The following is a 24,482-nucleotide window of genomic DNA, read 5'->3' as shown; positions in this document are numbered from 1 at the left end:
CTAATCGACTAACGGAAAGGCTCGGTAATAGTTGTCATCCTTGAACTTGTTAAACAAGTGAAGTGATTGACCATCATACCTGCCAGGGAAAAACATAATGACAGGTATCTTATCAATAACTTCTTGAAGATTATTTAAAATCGTGTGCGATCGAACAAATGGATACACCTTGCCTACCCCTGTGATAAAAACGACATTGTGATCACCCAATTGCTCTTTTATTTTGCTCAAAAAGATATCAGGCTTGGCAAAGGTTGACATGGCTTTAAAAAGGGCACCCTTTCCCTGCTTTTCCTCAACCTGAAAAACTCGATCAAAGATCCGCTTCTCTTTGGCAATGTCAATCAACATTTTGTATAAATCGAATTCGATGATTTTTCTCCCAGAGCCTTCAAATCCAAATTCTTTATGTATATGCTTCACGTAATCCCGAACCACTAATTCCTCTGTCGGCTCATAATCAAAGATGTAAAAACTAATCTCATTACCAAGTCCTCGACCTTGGATGAACTTGTCCTCTTTAATTTTCGGGATAATCTTGTCCAATCTACGGTTAATATTTGCCATTTTTCTATTCCTTTCACTCACCCATTGCTCTTAAATAAGCTGTATCACCGATATACGATAGATGACGCTTTAAACTTTCATCAAGTAACAGTCTATTTAACACACCTGTCTTTTTATCCTTTAGCAAACCAGCCTCAAACAGTAATTTCAGGTAAACCTGCTTCAGTTTATTTACTGTCAGTTCAGTCCATTTTGCCATTTTCTCGTCTTGCTCAGACTTAGATATAAAGAATACGTTTAAATCCTTCTTTTCAAGCAGATAGTTATTTGTTTCTAGCTTCTCTCGGATAACCTCATTCATAAATTCAAAGAAAAGTCTATCCGTCTTCATAATAGCATAGAGGTTTATGATTTTACTCTCTTCTAATGTATTATTAAGTACCCACTCCTGTAGTTGTTCGTCTAAAACGTTTACCCTTCTAATTACAGATGGTACACTTCGCTTTAAACTTGAAGTGAACTTATAATCAAACACATTTTCCTCTATAACCTTTTTCTTGATTTCTTCATTTAATAACCCTTGTTTTTTCAGCTTCAACACTTGTTTTAACTCATACATTAAAAAAGAAGCCCCTGTAAGTGTTGCACTATAATCTAATTCTTTAGTCATACTTCCAAATCCTTCCTAAATAATAATTATGACCTAATTTCAACGCCACCTTTTATAATCCTGTCGATTACTTCAAGCCTTCTTTTTCCACACTGTTGCTGTAACACTTTGGTAAAATCCTCCTCTTTGAGCATTTTACTTGGATTATTTATGTACACATCTTGAACATTTTGGATAAGTGTATCTTCATTTATTTCATTATTCCAGTAGGCATCTACAATTCCATTTAGAGATACCGCGAGCTCCCTTTGTGTCTTGTAAAAAAGTTTTACTTGCAAAAAAGACCACCTCAAATAGTTTCTTTATCAATTATTATTCTATTCTTATTTTATTCTTACTCATTTAAGATTGCAAAGATTTGTAAAAATTATTAGTAGAGTGTGTATTTTATACACCCTCTATTTTATTTTTGTCAGTACTTGATATTTACTTATTCTGGCTTACTATAGAAGTCTTTGATAAAAAGTTAAAACTGCTATTCTAATAAATCAAATACAATACCGTTCCGATGTGATACAGAGCGTGCAGAGTCTGCATGACTAATCTTTTTTTTTAGCATTTTTAAGGTTTGACTTACCTGTTTACGCTCTAAGCTGTTACTACCTATTGGATAGACGTCAATATGAACAGACTTACCTGTGCTGTCCTTAATTGGATTTAAAACAGCCTTTTCAGCATACTTACAGAAGTGGTTATGCATACATTTATAAGTACGAGGATAATCTCCAGGACTTATAAAAGCATTAATGGCTAGTGATTCAATATGATATCCTGATAGTTTACGTGACTACGGGAGCGTTGCATTAATGTTCTTGAATAACTTAATGAAAGGAACAACTTTACCACCATTAGCTTGATTCACTTTTGTTAGCCTTTCAACAAACTTATGAGGTTTTATTACATTACTCTTTTAAACCAGGTTTCTGAATTTTACTTCCAATTGCTGTCCATATACTAAAAAAAGTGCTAGGCACTTTATTCCGTGAATGTTATATGGTTATTGTTTCATCGGATTAATATTCTTTAATGGTATTTTGATAAATTTTGTCGAATACTTTTTTGTTGGAAGGGGAGACAAATAGTGAATGTGGGTAGCTTTACAAATGAAGAAGTGTTCAGTGAACTGAGAAGAAGAGTATCAATTACAAGAAAGGTAGGATTAGGGCTTCAAAAAGATTAAGAAAGAAACATGTGTATTTCTAAAAGGTCACTAACTTATATTCTTTAGTAGTCCTTATCCTCTCTGTTTGGTTTATCAATATACCAAATCAAGACCTTAGTTTACAAGTAACGAAAATGCTATTAATTTTATCTTTATCTTTAACTTTTTTTACTATGTTTCTTGGAACAAAATATTATAAAGAAAGAGCTGGGAGTTTCGAAATGAATTACCAGCATTTAGATGTCTTATTGAATAAGATGTGAAAAAAGTGTCATGCACCACAAAAGGACAAATGTCCACATGGTGTGCCTGACACTTAATGCCGCTAATTTAATATTTTCATAGGACATTCTCCCCAAAACATACGAATTAGATACAGGGGGAGATATATTAAGGAGAATACCAGTACTTATATATTAAATTTCGTATTATTTGGAAAAGATGATTTAGTTAGGATTTCAAAATACAAGTGGGATATCGTAAGAACAATTCTCGAAGGTATAAGATGGAATTATAGTAACCTTAATGTTGAACAACAACCACTCATATTTAACGAAATATTAACGGATGGTTGGACTGTCCTTATTGATTATTTCAATTCAAGATGTGATGAACTTATTAATAATTCTGATGATGATGATAATTATGATAGTCCTTTTTTTGAACATTAAAGTGAATAATAATTAAGACTTAATTCATTCATGTTACAAACAAGATTATTTAGTGAATTGAACAAAGTGCACGTCAGCGAACTGATATCGATAAATTTATTGTCAAGTAGGAGGGAACCTTTAGGGACTAGGGTACAGTCCGTTGTCCCAAAAATCGCAGTATTTATAGGGACAGTTAACAAAAGACCAGTACCTCGACTATCACAAAAAATGCTCCATATAAAAAGAGAAGATGGTTAGTACTAGCCCTCTCGATTAAGTAAAATATATTAAAGGATAATCAAGTAGAGTTTAAAGCAAATCCTCTAAACTAAGCTGTTATACATTTTCTTCGCTATTAATCAAAGGCGTACGGTACCGACAAAAAAATTACACTTTATTACAAAAAAAACAAACCCGCTTATAATTGATGTTATGAGCGGGTTTATAAAAACATATAGGTTACTAATTACTATTCTTCAATCCTAATTTTTAATAAATATTAGTGAGTGTTTATCCAGCTCTAAAGTCTTTAATGATAAGCTTATCGTGATCTGTGTTGAGCCATTGTTCAATTTGGATATTATGATATTTTACAAAAGTGGACCCATTGTACATTTCCAATAAAGTATCAATAATGGTATTTCTATTTTCAGTCGATAATTTAATAAATGAATCCCAATCGAGTGATAAATCATAAATAAAATCACTGTGAAATCTAACTTCATAAAAAGTTTCGTCTTCTTTTAGTAGAATAGTACGGGCTCTTAAAATACGATGGGTGTCATTATTGAGTTTTGAAAGATCTAAAACTTTATTAATTCCAGCAACTATTAATATCATATCCCAATTATCTTTTGTTTGTTTTATATAACTAAAGTCAGATACTTGTATACCAACTAGGAAGTCAACTAACTTTCTAAATCTAACAACACCTCTTGCTACCTCTTTTTCATTACTAGTGCCAATAGTTGTCAAAATTGCCGCCTTTAAATCTTCAAATTGTTGACTAAGTGATTCATATTGTCTAGCCTCTTTTTCTAAATATCTTTGTTCGTTTAATAACCTTTGAAAATAACTTGACCATTGTTTCTTTAATATTTCTTCAACATCTTGTATCTTATTAAATTGAAATATATTATTCCCCTTAGTTCTTAACCTTACAAAGTTAATAAAATTAAATATATATTCAGCAGTCTCTTGTTTTTCAATTGATGGAAAATGAATACGACTAATTATATCTTTATTACTCTTATTCTTTTCATAAAATTCATGGTCATGGTATACTTTTTGATCAATAAATGTATAAATCGGAATAGACTGTTCAATTGCTTTTAAAACTTCTAATTGTGTGATGGATAAATTTTCTAATTTAATCAAACTCTCTATACTTTTACTTTCGTTCATCAAACTGTCTATATCTATTTTGTTTATTGCTTCAGGAACACCTTTTCCTCCAAACCTAGAACCTATAAGCAATATTAGCATATCACAATTTGCAACTTCATTTATACAACTTGTATGAGTATGTTCTCTTGGATCATACAGTATATCGTTATAATCACTCATAACTGGTTCATAACCAGTTACATTGAGAAATGCTCTTAGTTGTGATCTTACAATTCCTAAGTCATAACATGTTGATGATATAAAAACTTTTAGTCCAGCCATTTAATCACTCCAAAGTCTACCAAAATATATTCTAGTATAAACTTTTTTGGAAATTTTGTAAAAATTTGTAGTTATTATACAAATATAAAATCCTAGAACAATATTGATTAGTTTTAGAAAGGACAAGGGGATGGGACATGGGGACCTGTCCCTTGTCCCTGCAAGCAAGTAAAATTAGCCCTCAATGATAGAAGGGCTATTCTTTTTATTTATGTTGGTATCTAGCTAGATTTAAGTACATCTACATCTACTAAAGCCGGAACTATAATTATATGGAACTCCACAAGAAGGACATACTTTATTAGACTTTTCACTATTGTCCTTCATTTGTACTGATACAATGGTTTTAGTTTTACGTTTTTCTAAGTCTTGTTTTATTAGTTTTGCAAGTTCGGCTTCTTGTTGATGTTTTTGTACTTCTTCTCTTCGACTTTCTTCTTTCTGATCACGAACCGTGTCTTTAGAATTTTGGTGAATTATCCTATTAAGACCTGGTATCGAATCTTGTAACTTCTTTATTTCCCTTCTAATTTTTTTCCTCTTTGATTTATCTTCAGCTTTTCCATAATCTTTTTTTAATTGTGTAATTTTCTTCTTTATGTCAGCTTTTTTCTTTTCAGCCCATCTTAGTTTACTAACTACCATATATCGCTCCCTGCCTAGACTTTAACGCATAAAGCTAAAAAAAACCTGGTAAGAGGTTTCTTTCGTATCTTTCCAACAAAAAAACGAAGGCAACCTTAATTTTCCTACCTTTGTTAAAGGCGCTGTTCGCTATAGGGAACAACCACTCTGCTTCTCTTTCAAATAATATAGCACATAAATGCTCCCAAATAACCACTTGTGAAACATAATCTGAAACGAGATTATTCGAATAGTGATAAGGGATGGATTCTTAATATATACTAGAACTGATTATGTATTTTCCACACAAACCAAACCAATGTTATGCCTATTTTTCAGTACCTGGTACCTGACACTTAATGTATTGACATAAAGAGATTAATTTTTTCAAAACAATATATAATAGTCAAACTTCAAGAAGAAGAAGATAAAAAAGTATATTTTGTGAATTTTATTTTATAAATCTACTATATTATTTTTTGATTAAATGAATAGATGCATAATATAACACTACTTACTGCTATAATTTAACTATAATGGAAATTAATATAAGGGGGATTTGATTGAGTAATTATATGGAATATTTAGAAGAATCATTTCGAAATTTACAGTGGACCCTAAATGATAGTGGTACTCGACCCATTCTTTTTGTAGGTACTGGAATTTCACGCAGATACCTTGATGCTCCCAATTGGGAGGAATTATTAAAAACTCTAATTGAACATAATCCAAACATTAAACATCCAATAGGTTATTTTAAACAAAATAGTTCTAGTCTTCCTGAATTAGCCTCTCTACTTGTTGATTACTATAAAGATTTTGCTTGGGAACAATTTGAAGAAGAAATATACCCTAAAGACCTTTATGAAGGTTCTGATAAGAGCTTGTTTCTGAAATATCAAATCAGAAAGGTATTTGAACGATTGATGAGTGATTTTAATCTAGAGGGACATAGGTATCAATCTGAAATCGAGCTACTAAAAAAACTTCAACCTCATGCCATAATTACTACTAATTACGATAAACTATTAGAGGGGATTTTTCCTGAGCATCAAGTTATTGTTGGACAACAGGTGGTAAAATCTAAGGATGCTACAAAAATAGGAAGGATTTTAAAAATACACGGTTGTATGGAAAAGCCGAATGAAATAATAATTTCAAATGAGGATTATAAGAGTTTTGAAAAAAAGCAAAAATATTTAACTGCTAAAATTCTTACTTATTTTATGGAACATCCAATTATTTTTTTAGGTTATTCCGTTTCCGATGATAATATTAAAAGTATTTTATCTGATATTGTCGGAATAGTCACTGAAAGTCCCGATGAAATTGTGGATAACATTTGGTTCATTGACTGGTCAAAGGATTCCATCAGTCCTGATGAACGACCACCACAGGATAAAAATATTCCACTAGAAGAAGGTAAAAATATAAGAGTAAATTATATAAAGTTAAATTCCTTTGAACCACTTTTTGATAACTTATATCAAGAAGATGTTTCATCGGTAAATGCATTAATAGACTTTCAGGATATGGTTTATAACATCATAAAGAGTAAATCGATTTCAGAATTATCCGTTGATTATGTAACTATGAGAAGTACAGAAAATGAAAACTCATTAGCAGAAAAAATTGGTTTCAGGAAGATTAATCCTGAATTATTAGAAGGTAATCAAAGTGTTACAGTTTTAGGTATTGGAACTATTACTGATCCGGAAACTGTGATGTTAAGGTATCCATATAGATTAACAGATGTTGCACGCGAACTAGGATATGAGCATTTCAACTATGCTAATAGATTAATTGAAAGAATCAGCATTGATACTGGCTTCAATATCAAATCTGGAAACAACAGATATTATTTTGGATTAAGGCATGGAAAATCCATTTTAAGGTTGTATTCAGTGGAAGCCGTCGAAATACTTAAGAAAGCAAAAAATGGCGAAGAGTATATTTTACTAAATGATAACGGTGAAGAAATAAGTATAGAAAGAAATGAAGTAGTTACGGTCTAAACTAAAATTTTCAAAAGAAATTTAGGGATAATAATTTTATTATTATTCGCTAAATTGTAGACAAAAGGCATCCGAATGGACTTATTCGAATGCCTTTTGTCTACAATCTGGAGGATGGTTTTGATAAAAACCATCCCTTTGTAGTAGGTACATTCTAAATTAAATGTAGCTAGGAAGAATTTGTTTAATCTCGTGTTCTGCGTTTTCTAATCCTTCTAACCAAAGTTCAACAAGGTTTACACCATCTATTAATTCAATTTTTAATCCTTCTGCGCATGATTTTGCTGCTGGAGTAAAATAACCAGTGGTAATTACATACCCACCTTAAGCCTCTTGTTTTACCATATTTGAATGTATAAGCGCTATAGGTTCGAATGGTAAATCCCCTTTGTAACACTTTACTTGTCCTAAAAACTTTCCTCTTCTAGTATCATGTTCAAAATCGACGCCAAAATCTCAAGAAGCTGGAGAAACCCATGTTGTTCCACCTTTTGATCGTTTAAACACATCAGCTACAACGGACTTCGGTGTCCGGTACCGACAAAAAACGACAAATACAAAAGGGACACATCAGTGGTGTCTGGCACTTAATTCCGAACCGAATTTTCTTGTTTAATGATATGTTTCACAACATGATTAGAGTTCGGGACCTTTGGCACTCCCCAACTATAATCTGAGAATTTTCATAGTTTGATTTATTTCCTTTTTAATTAATTCATCCTGTGCAAGTTGAGTATGAAAGTGGATTTCATTTTGGTATTTTGGCCATTTCCCTGTCTTTTCTCGTATTGCATAAACAATTTCAGCCTCAATTGTTTCAATAAATGTCATTACCTGCTCTTTTAATGTGGCTTTTGGTAAATAGGATTGCACAGCAGGGAAGTCTAGCACATTTCCAAAAGTAATGAAGTGAGCTTCCAGTTGAGCATAGATTGGTAGGTGATGTATCCATTTATAACTATATTTTCTATTCATCCCACCTTTAATTGTTACATGTGGATAATCTTTAACTCTTGTAGATGAACCCACATAGATAAATTCTCCAGGATTTTGTACTTGATCAACCAGAACATAAATAGCGCCTTCCCCTTTTAGCCAGCTATTATTTTGAAACTGTCTTACTATTTCTTTGCTATTTATTATGCTTTTTCTTGGATTATTAACTAAATCCAAGTCTAATGTAGTAGATATATGTATCATTAATTCCCCTCCATATTCATTATATCTGAAATATAAGTACCTGGTAATGACCAGAAGAATTTAAAGTCATTGACCTAGTGAAAGTGGCTGGAATACCTCGTAGTACGTATTATTATTGGGTAAAACAGATGAATCGGCCAGATAAATATAAGGAAGTTAAGGAAGTTATACAACAGATTTTTGATGAACATACAGGTCGCTATGGCTATCGTCGGATTACATTGGAATTACTAAATAGAAACATTAAATTAGTCATCTATATGAATAAATTTGTAGTTGGTCCACCTAGGTTGCATCGGACATTGGTATTTCCTATCGTGTATACTTCCACAATAGCTGCAACTTTTCAACATGTATACATAATCACTCCAAATAAAATAGACACGGAACTCCGTGTCTTCGATTTATTTAATTCTAATTTTTATTTTCTCTTTTCTAATAATAAGATTATCTTCTTTTTTATCATTAGACATCTTAATAAGACTATATTTTTCTTCATATTCATAACTATTATTCTTATCTAATTTAATTGGTGCCACAATATAATTGTCTTTATAATTACCCAAAATGACAAACGTAAAAATCCCCTTTTCATCTATTACATATTGATATTCCTCTGTTTTAGCTGTAACCCATCCCAATCCAGTAGAAACAGCAATTAGATAAATAAACAAAAAGAATAATATTGATATTTTTCTAGAATGCTGTTTTAAGTTGAATTTTATAAAGGAAACCAAACTTAAAATAATTAAGCAACCGATTAAATACACCAATAAATATTCCTTAAAAAAATATGAAATAACACCTATTACTAAAAAAATAACTGTTGCAATAATTTTTGTTGAAATAAATTGATTTTTGCCAAATAGTGCAATTAATAAAGGTAAATTTCCAGTTATTATAATAGAGAGTATTAATATCACACTTACAAAGCCAAAGCTCTTAAAATCAAGTTCAATAAACATTGTTGGAATACCATAAAAATAATAATATCCTGCTCTGAAACATAACACTAAAGCGCTACATAAAATTGAGAGAACCAATAAATAATCAAGATTGGGTAATATGTTTTTTAATCTATCCAAAATTATTCCTCCTTTCCTTATTTATTTTTCGACAAAGATTGCTAATTCCCTCTAATTACCTTCTTTTTTCGCACATTTGGTCCTCACATAAATATCACGATTAAGGCAATGGTGTCAGGCACTGACAAAAGACATATATGCTTATTTGTCCGCGTAAAAAATACAATTTTATGAAGGTATAAAATTGAAAGGGGAACTATCAAATTCATGGGGCAGAGGGACATTGTCCAACTTTCCAAAAATGGAGGAAGACGTACCTGTCCCCGTTTCCCAATTGCTGATAAGCTCTTTCATATGATTTCTTATATGGCTGTATTAGAAGACATGATGCATATCTTGTATCCAGATGAGTACGAAGAAGATGGGCTATGGTGTCCGGTACCGACAAAAAACGACAAAAAGAAAATCAGGCTATGGTACCAGGTACCGACAAAAATCTATATAATTTACCATTTGATTAAATGGACATAAGAAAAAGAATGACAGTGATGAATTGATTAAGCATTGGTCCCCCAATCCTATTCTTAAAATTAACAACAATTGTTCCTGACAGTTACATATAAAAAGAAGCCCAACACCACCAACCAAAAAGGCAGCATAACGAACACTTTAAATAGATCATCTGCAATTGTACAATTGGAAAATATAATAAAAAATGAAAATAAAACTACTTAATATTGATAATCGTTGCAATTTTTTTGATTTCATTTTTCACCTACTTTCTGATTGAGGTTTTCATCCAAAATAGTAATAATTAACCAGGTAATTCAGTTTAATTGGATCATACCAATACATAGAATATCTATGTATTTAATGGCAATGGACAATCAATGGGAATTCATGCTATTTTTGATTTGATACAAAAAATGTATCCATTATAAGGATAGACACATAGGAGCGATACTAGTGAAAAAAGCCAGTCTCTGTTTTATAGGTGCAGGATTTCATGCATCAACAAACATTTACCCTTCTGCCATTGAAGCGGGAGCAGAAATCCAAGCCATTTCTACTCGTAATATCGATCGTTCCAAAGCTGCTCTTCAACGTTTTGGAAGCACTGGTTCCCCTTACGATGACTATAAAAAGATGTTAGAAAATGAAGAATGTGACGGAGTTGTTGTGGTTGCTCAACCTGAGGATCATCCTTCTCTCGTGCTAGATTGTATCAAAGCCGGCAAAAATGTTTATGTTGAAAAGCCTCTTGGGATGAGTGCTGATGAAGCTGCTGAAATTGCAGACGCTGCTGAAGAAGCTGGTGTTACATTAATGGTTGGCTTTATGAAACGCTATGCCCCTTGTTATACAAAGTTAAAAGAGTTAATTATGGGTGGTAAACTAGGTACTGTGCGATCGTTTCAAGGAAGATTTGCAGTGGACAGCACCTCCTTCTGCAAAAATGAAGAACAATTTATGAAGTTTGCTGCTATACACGTTGTTGATCTGGTTCGCTATTTATTTGGAGAAGTTGTACAAGTAACGGGGTTTAAAAATAGTGACAATGAGTTTATCACTCATAGTATTTCGTTAAAGTTTGAAAATGGCGTCGTTGGTAGCCTTTATTTAGCAGGGATGACGGCTTGGTCGCGTGAAAGTGAAAATATGCTTGTTACGTTTGATAACGGATTTGCTTTTGCTGATGAAGTTAATACGCTTACAGTTCACGAATCGCAAACATTTGATGATCTACCATGGAAATCTCTTAAAGAGACAGACACTGTATATACACCCTCTGCATCACCTATGTCTGGAACTTATAGAGACCTTTATTTACGAGGTTTCGTTGGGGAAATGGCTCATTTTATAGACTGTTGTATAAGTGGTGAGAAGCCTACTTCAAATGGACGTGATAATGTGAATACAATGGCACTCTGCGATCGTATTCTGATTAATTTGCTGTAGGAACCTTTTGTGGGAACAGCCTTAGGGCTATAGCGTCTGGCACCATAAAAAAGACAAAATGGGCATTTAATCCGTGTGGAAAGTACAATGTACTTAATAGAGAGGGAGTCCCAAAAACATATGCTTTTGAGACTCTCTCGTAATAATTTCTATTATTTACCCTTTATCAATCTAAAATGGGAAAGTCACGGAGAGTGCCTGACACTTGAATTTCTAATCAACAACTCTCGCTACCGCATGCCCACAATTTCCACATTGACCGTGTAGACTAATGACTCCTTGGTCTTCTTTTACGGTATAGTTTTGAATATGTACGGCATCAAGACATGACACACAAAATACGTTCCGTTCTATTTGTTTTCGATGAATTTCCGGAATAGAGCGCCACTTTTTAAGTGCGTTAAATGAAACGATTTGACTTTCATTTTCGTACGGAGGTGTTTCCTCTTTTTCTACCTTTTCTAAAGTATCTATCACTTCATGAATCTTAACTTTAACTTTTTTATAGGCAACTTCCTTCCAGGCTCTGAGAATCGTTACTAGCTCCTTTTTCCCTGAAGCTTCTATCTTATCTAAAAAGAGGAAAATCAAACCGCGGTCTCGCTCCTGAAGTGTTTTTACAAATTCATATTCTTTATTTGCCGCTGCCTGCTCAAGCTTACCCAATAATTCATCGGAGTACGTTTCCCTTTCAATCTCCCAACCTTTATCTGTATAGACTAATAGAGGGAATCGATTATCATAATCAATAGCTAAGTATCGCTTAAGAATCATCCAATCAATTTTGGCAAGTATCTCCTTCTGCGATTGTCCCTTTAAAGCTCCGTATACAGGACTCGTATCAAGCTCAAGCTCAAGTAGTTTCTTATCCTTTGAACCGGCTAGAATCTTGGCTAATAGCACTCGTCCACCACTCATGATTAAATCATCAGCTCCACGGAGGATTGTTTTTATTTCAAGGTCAGATAACTGTTTAATTCCGCCTGCGTCTAATTCCACTTTAACTCTATGCACTTTTTTTCTCATGTTGAAATCCCTCTTTATTTTTTAAAAAGATTAAGAAACTTTAAAAAAGCAATCGTATAGCCTTTAACCACTTTCTTTCCAGTCTCTTACTTATTTAATCATATAATACTACAATCATTCATAAAACCCATGATTAACCGGCAAATACTATAAAAAATGACTTCTAACGCAAATAATGGATCCTATGTCCAGGGTCAGGCAAGGTGGTAAATGTAAAAGAGATCCACATTCTTACCCGCTTGAGTAAACGCCAACATTCTACGAATAATTCTTGATGCCTTGTATTTGCCAGGCGATTGGTTGAATACCCGTATCCTTAAGCAAATAATCCGCCTTCATCAAACTTCCTAGGAATGCCTTTTTCCACCATACTTAACAATCTTCACCTGCTGTAAGATTAAGTACAAATTTACCTGGAATATCTCTGCCAGAAGGTTTCGATTCGGTCGATTGTTTATGCTTTTGTAACGTATTTGAGTTTTCCTGATAGGCATCAATTTCTTCAACCGACAATAACGATTCATTTTCCCAGTTTTTAAGAATGCCAATGATATAGCTTAGTTTTCTCTTGTTGTTGGCACAAGCAATATTCATCGCTTTCAATATAACCAGTTTCGGCTGTATAAAGGTAGAGTCATCTAACCACGCTAACAGCTGCTGTTTGGCATTCAGATTCGAATAACCGAATCCGTTGTCGTCCCAAAACTCGATAATTTCTTTGACAGCTTCCTTTTCCGGATTATGAATGCATGGTTTATCCAGGTTTAAGTTTTCTAGTATTGGCATTAACACTATTGGTTGTTTTTCTTGTCCAGATAGGGTTAAAGAAGGCATTAACAAGTCGTAATACTCTTCACTTTCGGTATGTAAGTATGTATCATGGTCATCTTGGTCACTTACTTCTGCCTTACTTGTCGAATCCTCTACTTGTTTACAAAAGGATTGATAGACACTACAAATTTCTCCTTTTGGAATTGATTCCGATACATATTGAATCAGTGATTTATCAACAACCTCATTTAATTCGGAATAAATACAATCCATGATCGGTTTTCCGCCTTTTTGGAGGTTGTATTTCCCCCAGTTTTTAATCGCGAGTTCACGTGTTTCAGGATTGTAACGAATGACCTTGTGATGATGGATGAATCGCTCCATTAACGCATGAACACTCTCAATCGAATAACCCAAATCAAACGCCATTTGTTTCTTTGTGATTTGATAGATTCCAATTTGAGTTGTATTCGGATTCGTTAGAAGATATAGATAAAAGTACTTATCCTCTGGAGACATCTCCTCTAAAACCACTGGGTTCCTCCAAAAATCAACTCTCACCATTCTAAACTTTGCCATCTTCAACCACCCTTTCTATAAAAATTACTCTTCATAGAATATATAGTGATTAAAGACGCAAATGGACATATGCATTTTATTAAACTTGTGCATATTTTCAAAAAGTGATATTTGAAAAACCAGATCAAAATTTTTTTTTCAGCATCTATGTCACGATCATTTTTCTATGCTTAGATTTTTCTCTATCATTGGTTATAAGACTTTTTCTTTTTGTTGTTGTTGTTTTATTTTCTTTTTATTTTTCTTCTTCTTTTTGTCCACGTATCGTTAAACAACTTTTATCGTATCGTTTAATTCTTCCTGTAGATTCGAAATCTATTTGCTACCAAAAATAAAAACCGCTTGGGAAGATGTGTCAGGCAACGAAAAAAAAAGTACCAGGCACACTATATGGACAGTTGTCCATAAGTTGTGCCTAGCACTTAAGTACATGTAGATTAGTAATTAAAACAGGTAGATACCTCTCAAATACCAAATCTTCATATTCAAACTCTTTTAAAACAGCCTCTTATTATGCTTTAGAAATATCAATAAATCCTTCTCCGAACACATCACGAACATCGTGTATAGCGATGAAAGCATTCGGATCAGTTGATTGAACAATTCGTTTCAACTTTATTACTTCTTGCTTACTAATAACAATATAAAGAATTTCCTTTGGGGTTTTTGTGTAATAACCATGACCCGAGTATACGGTTACCCCTCTGTCCATTAATGTAGTTACCTGTTTGGCAATGTCATCCGGTTTATCAGAAATAATCGTAATGGCCTTCTTCGGATTCAAGCCTTCGATTACAAATTCCATCACTTTCGTTCCCACATATAGCATAATAATTGTCAGCATCAACTTTTCTGCACCAATGATAAAATAAGATGAAAAAGCGACGATTAAATCAAAAAACAATAGACCATAGCTAATATTCCATCCTAAAAACTTATGTGTAATCCTTGCTAAGATGGTAGTACCTGCTGTTGTTCCACCAACCCGAATAACTAAGCCAATCCCAGCCCCTATAATGACTCCTCCAAAAATAGCATTCACCATCAATTCATCAGAAGCAATATTCCAACCTTCTGTCAGATGAAGAAAAAGCGAATTAAAAACCACTGCAATAATCGTATAAATCGTTGTTATCTTATTCAAAAATTTATAACCAATCATTAATAAAAATGCATTCAAAATTAAATTGACTAAACCTGGTGACCACTCAAATAAATAGTAGGTAATAATTGTGATACCCGTTACCCCGCCTTCCCCAAACTCGTTCGGAATAACAAATAAATTAACACCTAACGCAAAAAGAAATGCACCAATAATGATAAAAATGATGTCTCTGGTTGTTTTTTTCATACTCTACCTCACTGCTAATAAAAATACTTACTCAGGCACAAACTCTCATCATTATATCGTTTAGCAATTAACTCGTACAGTAGTAGGTTATTTATTAGGATTTAAGTTAAGGGGTAAGATAGCCATAAAAAAAGAGGCCTCCATTAAGTTCACTGACTTAATGAAAGGCCTCTCTAAAAATTTCAAGATGTCGTTTTCTAAAATGATAGAAGACTTTTACCTAGTAGTAGAACATCTGGGATTTATCCCAAGTTAGTACAAATAAGCCATGTTTAAACTGGCTTCTACTTGTCTCCGTCTTCTTTTCTCCACCCGCTCGGAATTCATGTATTAGTTGTACAAAATAAACTCGGATCTAAATTACTAGATGCATCTTTATCTAAAACTAATTGTACATTTGGATGAAGTTTTAAATATGTTGCAGGTATTTTCGACGTAGGTTCATTTTCTAGAACTTCACTAATAATTTGTGATTTATTTAAACCTGAGGCAATTAATATGATTTTTTTACTTTTTAATATCGTCTTAATTCCTATCGTGATTCCTTTTTTAGGTACATCCTTTAAACTGCTAAAATACCTAGAATTAGCAACTATTGTGCTTTCGTCTAAGTCAACTATTCGAGTTGTATCTGTAGCAGAAGAACCAGGTTCATTGAATCCAATATGACCATTAAGACCGATTCCTAAAATCATTAAATCGATTCCACCAGCATAATCTATTTCACGCTCATACTCCTCACACGTTACCTGCATGTTTTTCGTATTGCTATATGGTACATGTACATTTTCTCGCTTCAGGTTTACATGATTGAATAAATTCCTTTTCATATAATAGTAATAGCTTTGAGAATGCTCTTTTGATAATCCAATATATTCATCTAGGTTAAATGTTTTAACACTTGAAAAATCTACCTCACCATGGTTATACATCTTCACAAGCTCTTTATACATGCCTTCAGGTGTACCTCCTGTTGGTAAACCCAAGACAGTATGTTTGTTATTTTTAATCGTAGTAACTATTTGTTTTGCTACATAGGTACTTAAAGAACTGTAATCATCCGTAATAACTATATTCATCCTTTACCTCCATATCCAAACTACTTTACAGCCCCCTTTGTAAGGCTTTCTATAAAGAATTTGTTAAACACTAAGAAAATAACTACTAAAGGTACGGTAGCCCAGAAAGTCCCCGACATAATCATTCCATAATCTCTCACATATGCATCGTTCAATAGCCTTACCGCTACCTGAATCGTGTGAACAGATTCATCTTTTAAGACCACTAACGGCCACATAAAATCATTCCAAACACCCATATACGTTATGATCCCCAGTGTAGCGAATGCAGGCAAGATTAATGGTACTACAATCGTCCAATAAATTCTCAACTGTGAACATCCATCTATTTTGGCTGCTTCCACTAGTTCATCCGGAATGGCTTCTTTTATATATTGCCTCATCCAAAATATCCCAAAGGCACTTACCATCCCAGGTACAATCAATGCCCGCAAATCACTTATCCAACCTAACTTTGTAATTATTACATAGGAAGGAATTAGTCCTAATTGAGAAGGTATCATCATGGTTACTAATATAAAAACAAACAGTACATTCTTCCCTTTAAAACGTAATTTTGCAAAAGCGTACCCTGCTAGTGAGCTTAAAAACAACACAGAAACAGTTACAGTTGTTGAAACTAAGAAAGAATTGTATAAGGCACCAAAAAAAGGAATGGTCTCTAGTACATTTTTAAAATTAATGACGAGATGTTCACCAGGCAGCATTGCTGGTGGAACTCTGTTTACTACATGATTCGGATTTGTTGCAATAACGAACATCCAATAAAAAGGGAATAATGATAGAAGAGCACCGGAAAACAACATTAAATAAAGAAATAGCTTTGTGAATATGTTTGGTTTATTCTTAGATAATTTCTTTTTAATTATCAACACTCTCCCTCCTTCTATATTATTTTCCTAATCTATTAGCGACTAATAGATTAATAACCGATATGATGATAATAATAAAAAATAATATTACTGCCGAAGCTGAGGCCGTTCCAAATGCATTATTCATAAACGCTTCACGGTATAGGTAAAGTACCATTGTAATACCTTCTTCTCTCATTGTTCGCCCTAAGAAAACAAGAGGCTCCGTGAATAATTGGAGGGAACCAATAGTAGAGACAAATACAGTAAAAATAATAACGGGTTTCATCAAAGGTAAAGTAATATATCTAATTTGTTGCCACAAACTAGCACCATCAATTTTAGCGGCTTCATACAATTCATTTGGAATACTTTGCATTCCAGCTAAATATATGATGGTGTTATAACCTACCCATCGCCAGAATACCATTGTAGAAATAGCAACCTTCAATCCCCATTCATTAGACCCCCAATTTATCGGAGAAATGTTGAAGTACGATAAGACTACGTTCATTATGCCAGTTTCTGAGTTAGTATAAATAGTTCCAAAAACAATTGCCACTGCAACAATGGAAGTTACATTAGGCATAAAAATAGAAATACGGAAAAAGTTTTTAAAACGTACAATGGAAGAATTTAAGGCATAGGCCAATAAAAATGCAACGATTAACTGTGGGAGTGTACCCATTAGAGCCATAATGAAAGTATTGGATATTGACTTCCAAAACATCGGGTCATCTAATATAAGCTTGAAATTCCGCCAACCTACATACTGCATTTCTCCTAGTCCATTCCAACGATGAAATGCTAAATAAAAACTGAAAAATATAGGAAAAATACTAAAAATAGTAAATAAAATAAAGAATGGCGATATATACAAATACCCTGTTAAAGACTCTTTTTTTCTTTCTGTAAAATAAGGCATTTTCAACACTTTAGTAGTATTATTTTTCGTTTGTATTTCAGGCAAGCCTTCCCCCTCACTTCCTATACAAAATCAAAATAAGGTTGGTTGCCATAACCAACCTTATTTTGAAGATCCCATTTTATCTTCTTTCTAATTGACGTGTAATCCGATCTAGTGCATCTTTCCATTCTTTTTCAGGATCTTTGCCTTCTGTATTCACATTCTCTAGAGCCGTACCAATTTCCGTGTTAGCAATCGCATATCCAGGTCCTGTGTATGCACTTTTTACTTGCTCAGCTGCTTCAGAGAATAGTTTAGCCGTATTTACTCCACTAAAATACTCGTCAGAGAAGTTAGTAAACGCAGGATTGCTGTAGACGGATGGAGTAGATGGGAATAAACCTTCTTCTGTAAATGATTTAAGCTGGTTTTCTGGTGAGAGTAACCACGAAACAAATGCATATGCTTCATCAGCATGTTTTGTTTGAGACGGAATTCCTAAATAAGAACCTCCCCAGTTTCCTGCTCCTTCGGGTAAGTGTGTGATGGACCATTTTCCTGCAGCATCAGGAGCATTTCCTTTAATGACATTTTGCATCCAAGAAGGTGCTAACATAACTCCAAAACTACCATCATTCATAGCTGTTCCCCACTCAGGAGTCCACATACTTATTTTCCCGACTACACCATCGTTAATTAATTGGATAGAGTAGTCATAAGCATTTTTAATGTACGGAGAATTATCTATAATTAACTCATCTTCTCTATTAAAATATGTTTCAGGAGACTGGTCACGGATTGAGTAATAAATTAAGTTTACGTTATCCGTCATAGGCTTACCAGTTTTCTCTTTAACTTGATTTGCAACTTTTCTAAAGTCATCCCAAGTGCTTGTCAATGCGTGTACTTCCTCTGGATCTGTTGGTAAACCAGCTTCTTCGAATACATCTGTGCGATAATACATTACAGTAGGTCCAATATCAGTAGGAATACCAAATAAGAAACTTTTATCTGCACTCTCAGCATTTGCCCAAGTCCAATCTAAGTAATTGGATTGAATATCCTTTGCCCCTAAGTCATATAAGTTTTCAAACTTATCTTCTGCTTCACGGTACTGATCAATGTAGCCGGCTTCAATCATTGCGATATCAGGAGCACCACTGCCAGCCGAAATTGCCGTAAATAAGTTGTTATGATGGTCTGCTAAATCGGCATTTTGAAAACGAATTGTAACATTTGGCTTAATTTTCTTATATTCGTCTAAAAATTTCTCATATCCAGTACTTCCAAACGTCCAAACGACTAGTTCAATATTTCCATCGGAATCGGAGTCCGAATCGGATTCGGAATTTGTTTTTTCTTTTGAACTACACCCTGCAACTAACAAAATAAATATTAACAAAATTGAGTAAAGTGATTTCTTCGCAAACATAAGTTTTCCCCCTTGGAATACTATTTTTTAAGTGTAAGTATTTTCTCTCCCCTAAACTCCTTTCTGAATTTTACATATATAAGTACTTAATCGATAAGTACAAATATAGAAATTATTAATTTTGCAATACTTCTCTCTTGTTGAATTGAGGTAAATAATCTTTATTTTCTACTAAAATATCTTTCAGTATCTTTTCAGCTAGTTCTACTGATCCGACAAGTGGATGAATGGTTAAAGCTTGCAAAGCCGTTTTATAGTCTCCAGTTACACCAGCAATCACCGTTAATTCCTCATAAGCTTTCACAAGTTGTAATAACCCTCTAATTTGTGGAGCAATCTCCACTCTTGGCTGTATTGGATGTGCACCATCAGAATTAATGACACAGTTCACTTCAACCGCTGCATCATTTGGCAAACAAGGAATTATTCCGTTATTCTTGACGTTTACCGTTTGAATATCTCCTTTATTTGTATAAATAGATAAAATTAAATCTAATGCTGCTTCAGAATAATAGGCTCCTCCTCTTTCTTGTAATTGAGGTGGCTTAATATCTAGTTCAGGGTCTTTATATAACTCGAACAACTCATCTTCTACTCTTTTTACAACTTGAGCTCGAGTTCCAGTAGTCTTAAAAGAATCTAGTTGCTCTTTTAGCATTTGTTCTTTCATGTAAAAGTACCTATGATACGCACAAGGTAGTGCACCAAGTGATGTTAGAAAATTAGCATCCCAACCAAAATCAGGGACATTCTTCATTGTTAACCCACTTGAACTAGATGCTTTCGTTAATACTTCCTTTGTTATATCGTTACCTTCCACCAGAATCCTTGTTGTCCAGTTCAAATGATTGATTCCAATCATTTCTAAATAAACATTAGACACGTCTGTCTCACATAACTTAGCAATTTGCATTTTCGTCCCGATTGGAATATTACATAGACCAATTGTTTTCACATTTGTATGTTTTAAAACAGCTTCAGTTAAGATACCTGCCGGATTGGCGAAGTTTAAAAGCATTGCATTTGGAGCTAAGTCTTCAATATCTTTACATATATCTAATATTACTGGTATCGTTCTTAAGGCTTTTGCAAAACCACCTGCACCTGTTGTTTCTTGTCCGATGCAATTGTATCGAAGTGGAATATGTTCATCTCTTGCTCGTGCTTCTAATAAACCTACTCTAATTTGAGTAATAACGAAATCCGCATCCTTAATGGCCTCTCGTCGATCATAAGTAAGTTTCAAATCTATGGTGCTATTCGCTTTTTCAAGCATTCTCTTTGCTAACGCACCAACAATTTCTAGTTTTTTACGCCCCTTTTCTATATCTACTAGATATAGTTCTCTTATTGGTAAAATGTCTTGACGTTTAATGAACCCTTCGATTAATTCAGGAGTGTACGACGAACCTCCACCAATAACAGCAATTTTTAAACTTTTTTTCACTTTTCATACCCTCCATATTCTTCGAATTTTTTCATGATGTCATCCGTAACAGGAAGTCCTAAATGATCCATCGCTAACATAACCGAACCGTAGACTGGCTCCATATTAGGTATTATTAGCTCAACATCTGATATTTCCATTTTCACAGTGGTCAAAATTGAGTCTAATAAACTTTTATTTTTTCCTTTTTGCAAAACACTTCCAGTTAATACAATTGGAATGGTAGTTTCAAACTTTCCTAGTTTCTTAATGACGGAAATAGCTGCCAAACCTAATTCCTTCCCAGTCTTTTCTAAAATACTTATAGCTAATGGATCATGTTTATCCGCTACTTGATGTAACAATTGTGTTAAATCCGCTGGTACGGAAGTTACATCTCTATCAAGAAAATCTTGCAATAATTCCCCCATACTGTTAAAACCAAAAAATTTAGGAACCTCTTGAGTAAGTAACGATGGTGACTCCCTCATCTCATGGGATCTCACTGCAGTTCTAAACGTTTCTTGAGCCATTGAATATCCCCCAGCCCAATCACCATACAAATATCCAAACCCGCCAGTTTGGGCAGTAGCCCCATCACTATTCCTCCCTGCGCTATTTGTGCCAGATCCGCAAATTAAAACAACACCTATATTTGTGGGCGAGCCTGTTCGCAATCCTTCCATTGTGTCACACACTAAGTCCCAACGATTAAATCCAAGTTTTTCAAGAGCATTGTTTAGGATTGCAAAATCTTTAGGTCTATCAGCTCCCGCTAAACCAAATTGTACAAAACTAATATCATCTATTTTTAAACTAGCGTCTGATAAAGCACTTTGGATGGAGGATTGAATATTATGGTAGGCATCATTAATCCCCACCATTTGGTAATTTCCACAACCAGCTAATCCAAATCCAATCCTTTCTCCTCGTTCGTCACAGATGACACAATATGTTTTACTGCCACCACCATCAACACCCATTATGTAAACCATTCATACACGTCCTTAAGAAAACCTATAGGCTCTCATATTTTTGTAATTGTATAAGTCTATAAAAAATAATAAAACGCTTTCATTTGTTATAACCATTATAAAATTTGGTATAACAAATAGTCAATAACTAAAATTAATGAATTTTCTGCAAAGTTATTTTTGTTTACCAAATCAAGATTTAACTATATAATTTACTCATGAAACTTTTAATACAACCTCAATTTGTTACAACATATTCAAGGAGGATAAAATGAACGATAAACAAGAGGCTTCCCTATACATATTAGTTAAAAATCAAATCATTGAAGCCATTCAAAGTGGCAAATTTCAGGTAGGCGATAAACTTCCAACAGAGATGGAATTATGTGAGGAATATAATGTAAGTAGGACAACCGTAAGAATTGCTCTCCAACAGTTAGTGATGGAAGGCCGTATCAACAAAGTACAAGGCAAAGGCACATTTGTCACAAAACCCAAAATCAAACAATCCTTAACCACAGCATGGAAAGGTTTTGCTAGCCAGTTGATGGAACAAGGTTATGAACCGAAAACTGAAATTATTGATTTAAAAGTTGTACCAGCAGATTTCACGCTCGCTCAACACCTAAAAATAGAAGAAAATGACCCTATTAACCAATTAGTTCGAGTTAGATATGCTAACGATGAACCTTTACAATATGAGATTTCATACATTCCTTGGAAAATTGCTCCTGGACTTATTAATGATGAAGAAGATTGTAAAAGTTCTCTCTTTCAGTTGTTAAAAAATAAATATAATGTCATCATTCATAAAACAGTTGAAGCGCTTGAACCTGTTTTAGCAACAGAAGAAGCAAGTAGTTATATAGGGATTCCCGTAGGATCACCTATTTTTTCACTCGAAACGGTTACTTATAATGATAAGTTAATTCCAATAGAATACTCCAATGCATTATTTAGAGGAGATCTCTCTAAATTTACAATTGAGCGCATGTACACAGAATTATGATAATAAGGTGTGAAACATGGTGAAAAACACTTTTTATAAAATATTAGAGGTAGTCGCTTACTTCTTCTTCCTAAACATGCTCTGGATTCTTTTTAGTTTGCCCGTCATCACTTTATTTGCGTCTACTTCTGCAATGTTCGGGGTTATACGAAAATCATTACAAGAAGAAGAAATAAATCTTAATGCGTTGAAAGATTTCACATTATTGTTTAAAGAGAATTTTAAACAAAGTATGATTATAGGTTTTATTTGGAGCATCACCGGGTTCTCCATATTATTTTATCTTTTTTTCTTACGTGCAATAGAAATAGAAATTTTGTGGGTACTTGTTGTTGTATTAGCAGTTATCTTTATTTTTCACACTGTTTATTTGATTCCGGTTACCGTTCATTACAACCTAACAGTGTTAAAGGTGTTTATGTTCTCAATCATCTATTCATTTAAATTTTTTATTTCCACATTTATTGCATTATGTTTCATAGGAGCTAGCTTCATTATTTTTTATACGTATCCTATGACTCTTTTATTTATCTTTAGTACTTGCGCTTATAATGTTTACAGGACATGTGCAAAGTCATTTAGCAAGATTACTAATATCACTTAAAAACACTATAAAGAGGAACCCCAAGAGGTTCCTCTTTATTAATTTGAAATAATATTCTCCACCTTAACTAGAGTGTCCTCACTTAAAACAATTGAACTAGCCTTCACATTCTCTTCTAATTGCTCCAATTTACTGGAACCAATAATTGCACTTGCTACATTCGGTTGACTCAAAACCCACGCAAGTGCTAATTGAGACAAGGATAGGTTATTTTGCGCTGCAATCTCACTTAAAGCTCCCACCTTGTTTAGCTTTTCTTGTGTTAAATAATTCTTTATATACATATTAATACTTTCTTTTGATGCTCTACTGTCCTTTGGCATTTCACCCTTATTATACTTTCCTGTTAAAACACCTTGTGCCAATGGAGAAAAGACTACTTGTGATATTCCGTGTTTATTAGATACTGGAATAATTTCTTCCTCAATCACTCTATGAAAAAGATTATATTGTGGCTGGTTTACTACAATTTTATCTAGTAAGTATTTATCTGCAACCGAAATAGCTTCTTCTATCTGCCTAGCTGTCCATTCACTAACACCTACATATAAGATTTTTCCTTGACGTAGTAAATCGTCAATTGTACGTAACGTTTCCTCAACTGGTGTTTCAGCATCGTAGCGATGACAATAAAAAATATCAATATAATCTAAATTCATTCTACGGAGACTTGCGTGTACTTGTTCAAAGATGTGTTTACGTGATAACCCTTTGTCGTTTGGTCCATCCCCCATTGGCCAAAAAGCTTTCGTTGTGATTATATATTGTTCACGCGGAAATGATTTTAAAGCGTTAGCCATTACTACTTCGCCTCTACCATTTTCGTATACATTAGCAGAGTCGAAGAAATTAATACCTAGTTCGAATGCTCTATGTATAATTTTTGATGCAACATTTTCTTCGACTGATTTCCCATATGTTAACCAACTTCCTAAACTTATCTCACTAACTTTTAAACCAGACCTTCCAAGATTTCTATACTTCATATAC

The 24,482-nt window shown here is 33.6% G+C and carries 24 protein-coding genes and 1 pseudogene; 6 read left to right on the top strand and 19 right to left on the bottom strand.

From position 1 onward, the window contains the following. From LRP83_RS14425 to LRP83_RS14400, 6 genes are all read right to left on the bottom strand, one after another. Window positions 1-567 carry a DUF1788 domain-containing protein gene (locus LRP83_RS14425; RefSeq protein WP_230497380.1) on the bottom strand — a complete coding sequence of 189 codons (567 nt, stop codon included), beginning with the start codon at window positions 565-567 and terminating at the stop codon, window positions 1-3. A gap of 13 nt (window positions 568-580) precedes the next feature. Next, window positions 581-1,177 (bottom strand): DUF1819 family protein, encoded by a 597-nt coding sequence (locus tag LRP83_RS14420; RefSeq protein ID WP_230497379.1) that lies wholly within the window; start codon window positions 1,175-1,177, stop codon window positions 581-583. Between the two features lie 26 nt (window positions 1,178-1,203). Next, window positions 1,204-1,455 carry a TIGR04540 family protein gene (locus LRP83_RS14415; RefSeq protein WP_230497378.1) on the bottom strand — a complete coding sequence of 84 codons (252 nt, stop codon included), beginning with the start codon at window positions 1,453-1,455 and terminating at the stop codon, window positions 1,204-1,206. Between the two features lie 197 nt (window positions 1,456-1,652). Further along, window positions 1,653-1,877, bottom strand: a complete 225-nt coding sequence (locus LRP83_RS14410) for a hypothetical protein (RefSeq protein WP_230497377.1) — start codon at window positions 1,875-1,877, stop codon at window positions 1,653-1,655. Between the two features lie 1,625 nt (window positions 1,878-3,502). Beyond that, on the bottom strand, window positions 3,503-4,660 hold the full coding sequence (locus tag LRP83_RS14405; RefSeq protein WP_230497376.1) for a DUF4062 domain-containing protein: 1,158 nt from the start codon (window positions 4,658-4,660) through the stop codon (window positions 3,503-3,505). Between the two features lie 231 nt (window positions 4,661-4,891). Continuing rightward, the gene (locus tag LRP83_RS14400) at window positions 4,892-5,305 is read right to left on the bottom strand and encodes a hypothetical protein (RefSeq protein WP_230497375.1); all 414 of its coding nucleotides are present in this window, start codon (window positions 5,303-5,305) and stop codon (window positions 4,892-4,894) included. Window positions 5,306-5,847: 542 nt separating this feature from the next. On the opposite strand from LRP83_RS14400, the gene LRP83_RS14395 reads away from it, so the two are divergent. Continuing rightward, window positions 5,848-7,299, top strand: coding sequence for an SIR2 family protein (locus tag LRP83_RS14395; protein ID WP_230497374.1), 1,452 nt, complete (start codon window positions 5,848-5,850; stop codon window positions 7,297-7,299). A gap of 159 nt (window positions 7,300-7,458) precedes the next feature. Here the strand turns inward: LRP83_RS14395 and LRP83_RS14390 are convergent, their stop codons facing one another. Both LRP83_RS14390 and LRP83_RS14385 read right to left on the bottom strand, forming a co-directional pair. After that, a complete protein-coding gene (locus tag LRP83_RS14390; RefSeq protein WP_230497414.1) occupies window positions 7,459-7,611 on the bottom strand; it encodes a restriction endonuclease in 153 nt (50 codons plus the stop codon). Between the two features lie 354 nt (window positions 7,612-7,965). After that, window positions 7,966-8,499 carry a hypothetical protein gene (locus LRP83_RS14385; RefSeq protein ID WP_230497373.1) on the bottom strand — a complete coding sequence of 178 codons (534 nt, stop codon included), beginning with the start codon at window positions 8,497-8,499 and terminating at the stop codon, window positions 7,966-7,968. 56 nt (window positions 8,500-8,555) lie between these two features. Between LRP83_RS14385 and LRP83_RS14380 the strand changes: the two are divergent. Further along, a pseudogene (locus LRP83_RS14380) lies at window positions 8,556-8,738 on the top strand (IS3 family transposase); the annotation flags it as partial. 165 nt (window positions 8,739-8,903) lie between these two features. Here the strand turns inward: LRP83_RS14380 and LRP83_RS14375 are convergent. After that, a complete protein-coding gene (locus LRP83_RS14375) occupies window positions 8,904-9,584 on the bottom strand; it encodes a hypothetical protein (RefSeq protein ID WP_230497372.1) in 681 nt (226 codons plus the stop codon). Between the two features lie 207 nt (window positions 9,585-9,791). On the opposite strand from LRP83_RS14375, the gene LRP83_RS14370 reads away from it, so the two are divergent. Next, complete coding sequence (locus tag LRP83_RS14370) at window positions 9,792-10,055, top strand: hypothetical protein (protein WP_230497371.1); 264 nt, start codon at window positions 9,792-9,794, stop codon at window positions 10,053-10,055. Window positions 10,056-10,490: 435 nt separating this feature from the next. Beyond that, window positions 10,491-11,483 carry a Gfo/Idh/MocA family protein gene (locus LRP83_RS14365; protein WP_230497370.1) on the top strand — a complete coding sequence of 331 codons (993 nt, stop codon included), beginning with the start codon at window positions 10,491-10,493 and terminating at the stop codon, window positions 11,481-11,483. A gap of 213 nt (window positions 11,484-11,696) precedes the next feature. On the opposite strand, the gene LRP83_RS14360 is transcribed toward LRP83_RS14365, so the two are convergent. From LRP83_RS14360 to LRP83_RS14320, 9 genes are all read right to left on the bottom strand, one after another. Further along, window positions 11,697-12,509 (bottom strand): RQC domain-containing protein, encoded by an 813-nt coding sequence (locus LRP83_RS14360; protein ID WP_230497369.1) that lies wholly within the window; start codon window positions 12,507-12,509, stop codon window positions 11,697-11,699. A gap of 372 nt (window positions 12,510-12,881) precedes the next feature. Next, window positions 12,882-13,859 carry a DnaD domain protein gene (locus LRP83_RS14355; protein WP_230497368.1) on the bottom strand — a complete coding sequence of 326 codons (978 nt, stop codon included), beginning with the start codon at window positions 13,857-13,859 and terminating at the stop codon, window positions 12,882-12,884. A 511-nt stretch (window positions 13,860-14,370) separates the two neighbouring features. Next, window positions 14,371-15,210 (bottom strand): YitT family protein, encoded by an 840-nt coding sequence (locus LRP83_RS14350; protein ID WP_230497367.1) that lies wholly within the window; start codon window positions 15,208-15,210, stop codon window positions 14,371-14,373. Window positions 15,211-15,533: 323 nt separating this feature from the next. Continuing rightward, window positions 15,534-16,289 carry a glucosamine-6-phosphate deaminase gene (gene nagB, locus LRP83_RS14345; RefSeq protein WP_230497366.1) on the bottom strand — a complete coding sequence of 252 codons (756 nt, stop codon included), beginning with the start codon at window positions 16,287-16,289 and terminating at the stop codon, window positions 15,534-15,536. 20 nt (window positions 16,290-16,309) lie between these two features. Then, window positions 16,310-17,095 carry a carbohydrate ABC transporter permease gene (locus LRP83_RS14340; protein ID WP_230497413.1) on the bottom strand — a complete coding sequence of 262 codons (786 nt, stop codon included), beginning with the start codon at window positions 17,093-17,095 and terminating at the stop codon, window positions 16,310-16,312. Window positions 17,096-17,180: 85 nt separating this feature from the next. Next, entirely contained in the window at window positions 17,181-18,101 is a 921-nt protein-coding gene (locus LRP83_RS14335) for a carbohydrate ABC transporter permease (protein ID WP_435531359.1), read from the bottom strand. Between the two features lie 85 nt (window positions 18,102-18,186). Continuing rightward, window positions 18,187-19,479, bottom strand: a complete 1,293-nt coding sequence (locus tag LRP83_RS14330; protein ID WP_230497365.1) for an ABC transporter substrate-binding protein — start codon at window positions 19,477-19,479, stop codon at window positions 18,187-18,189. A 115-nt stretch (window positions 19,480-19,594) separates the two neighbouring features. Further along, window positions 19,595-20,926 (bottom strand): 6-phospho-beta-glucosidase, encoded by a 1,332-nt coding sequence (locus LRP83_RS14325; RefSeq protein WP_230497364.1) that lies wholly within the window; start codon window positions 20,924-20,926, stop codon window positions 19,595-19,597. Beyond that, window positions 20,923-21,900: an N-acetylglucosamine kinase gene (locus tag LRP83_RS14320; RefSeq protein ID WP_230497363.1), complete on the bottom strand. Its 978-nt coding sequence runs from the start codon at window positions 21,898-21,900 to the stop codon at window positions 20,923-20,925. Before LRP83_RS14320 ends, LRP83_RS14325 begins: the two co-directional genes overlap by 4 nt. Before the next feature lie 250 nt (window positions 21,901-22,150). Between LRP83_RS14320 and LRP83_RS14315 the strand changes: the two genes are divergently transcribed. Then, entirely contained in the window at window positions 22,151-22,888 is a 738-nt protein-coding gene (locus LRP83_RS14315) for a GntR family transcriptional regulator (RefSeq protein ID WP_230497362.1), read from the top strand. 16 nt (window positions 22,889-22,904) lie between these two features. Further along, on the top strand, window positions 22,905-23,492 hold the full coding sequence (locus tag LRP83_RS14310; RefSeq protein ID WP_230497361.1) for a DUF624 domain-containing protein: 588 nt from the start codon (window positions 22,905-22,907) through the stop codon (window positions 23,490-23,492). A gap of 38 nt (window positions 23,493-23,530) precedes the next feature. Here the strand turns inward: LRP83_RS14310 and LRP83_RS14305 are convergent, their stop codons facing one another. Further along, the gene (locus LRP83_RS14305) at window positions 23,531-24,478 is read right to left on the bottom strand and encodes an aldo/keto reductase family protein (RefSeq protein WP_230497360.1); all 948 of its coding nucleotides are present in this window, start codon (window positions 24,476-24,478) and stop codon (window positions 23,531-23,533) included. Window positions 24,479-24,482: the final 4 nt, after the last annotated feature.

It is taken from the genome of Pseudoneobacillus rhizosphaerae (assembly GCF_917563885.1).
Taxonomy (GTDB): Bacteria; Bacillota; Bacilli; order Bacillales; family Cytobacillaceae; genus Pseudoneobacillus; species Pseudoneobacillus rhizosphaerae.
The sequence above is the reverse complement of the archived record's forward strand: the minus strand, read 5'-3'. Positions and strand labels throughout refer to the sequence as shown.

Bases quoted from the DNA above. Each gene is read 5' to 3' on its own strand.
- LRP83_RS14385 (WP_230497373.1), bottom strand. From the start codon at position 8,499: ATGATACATATATCTACTACATTAGACTTGGATTTAGTTAATAATCCA.
- LRP83_RS14420 (WP_230497379.1), bottom strand. From the start codon at position 1,177: ATGACTAAAGAATTAGATTATAGTGCAACACTTACAGGGGCTTCTTTT.
- LRP83_RS14360 (WP_230497369.1), bottom strand. From the start codon at position 12,509: ATGAGAAAAAAAGTGCATAGAGTTAAAGTGGAATTAGACGCAGGCGGA.
- LRP83_RS14320 (WP_230497363.1), bottom strand. From the start codon at position 21,900: ATGGTTTACATAATGGGTGTTGATGGTGGTGGCAGTAAAACATATTGT.
- LRP83_RS14410 (WP_230497377.1), bottom strand. From the start codon at position 1,877: ATGCATAACCACTTCTGTAAGTATGCTGAAAAGGCTGTTTTAAATCCA.
- LRP83_RS14425 (WP_230497380.1), bottom strand. From the start codon at position 567: ATGGCAAATATTAACCGTAGATTGGACAAGATTATCCCGAAAATTAAA.
- LRP83_RS14330 (WP_230497365.1), bottom strand. From the start codon at position 19,479: ATGTTTGCGAAGAAATCACTTTACTCAATTTTGTTAATATTTATTTTG.
- nagB (WP_230497366.1), bottom strand. From the start codon at position 16,289: ATGAATATAGTTATTACGGATGATTACAGTTCTTTAAGTACCTATGTA.
- LRP83_RS14305 (WP_230497360.1), bottom strand. From the start codon at position 24,478: ATGAAGTATAGAAATCTTGGAAGGTCTGGTTTAAAAGTTAGTGAGATA.
- LRP83_RS14355 (WP_230497368.1), bottom strand. From the start codon at position 13,859: ATGGCAAAGTTTAGAATGGTGAGAGTTGATTTTTGGAGGAACCCAGTG.
- LRP83_RS14315 (WP_230497362.1), top strand. From the start codon at position 22,151: ATGAACGATAAACAAGAGGCTTCCCTATACATATTAGTTAAAAATCAA.
- LRP83_RS14400 (WP_230497375.1), bottom strand. From the start codon at position 5,305: ATGGTAGTTAGTAAACTAAGATGGGCTGAAAAGAAAAAAGCTGACATA.
- LRP83_RS14350 (WP_230497367.1), bottom strand. From the start codon at position 15,210: ATGAAAAAAACAACCAGAGACATCATTTTTATCATTATTGGTGCATTT.
- LRP83_RS14405 (WP_230497376.1), bottom strand. From the start codon at position 4,660: ATGGCTGGACTAAAAGTTTTTATATCATCAACATGTTATGACTTAGGA.
- LRP83_RS14340 (WP_230497413.1), bottom strand. From the start codon at position 17,095: ATGTTGTTTTCCGGTGCTCTTCTATCATTATTCCCTTTTTATTGGATG.
- LRP83_RS14370 (WP_230497371.1), top strand. From the start codon at position 9,792: ATGGGGCAGAGGGACATTGTCCAACTTTCCAAAAATGGAGGAAGACGT.
- LRP83_RS14310 (WP_230497361.1), top strand. From the start codon at position 22,905: ATGGTGAAAAACACTTTTTATAAAATATTAGAGGTAGTCGCTTACTTC.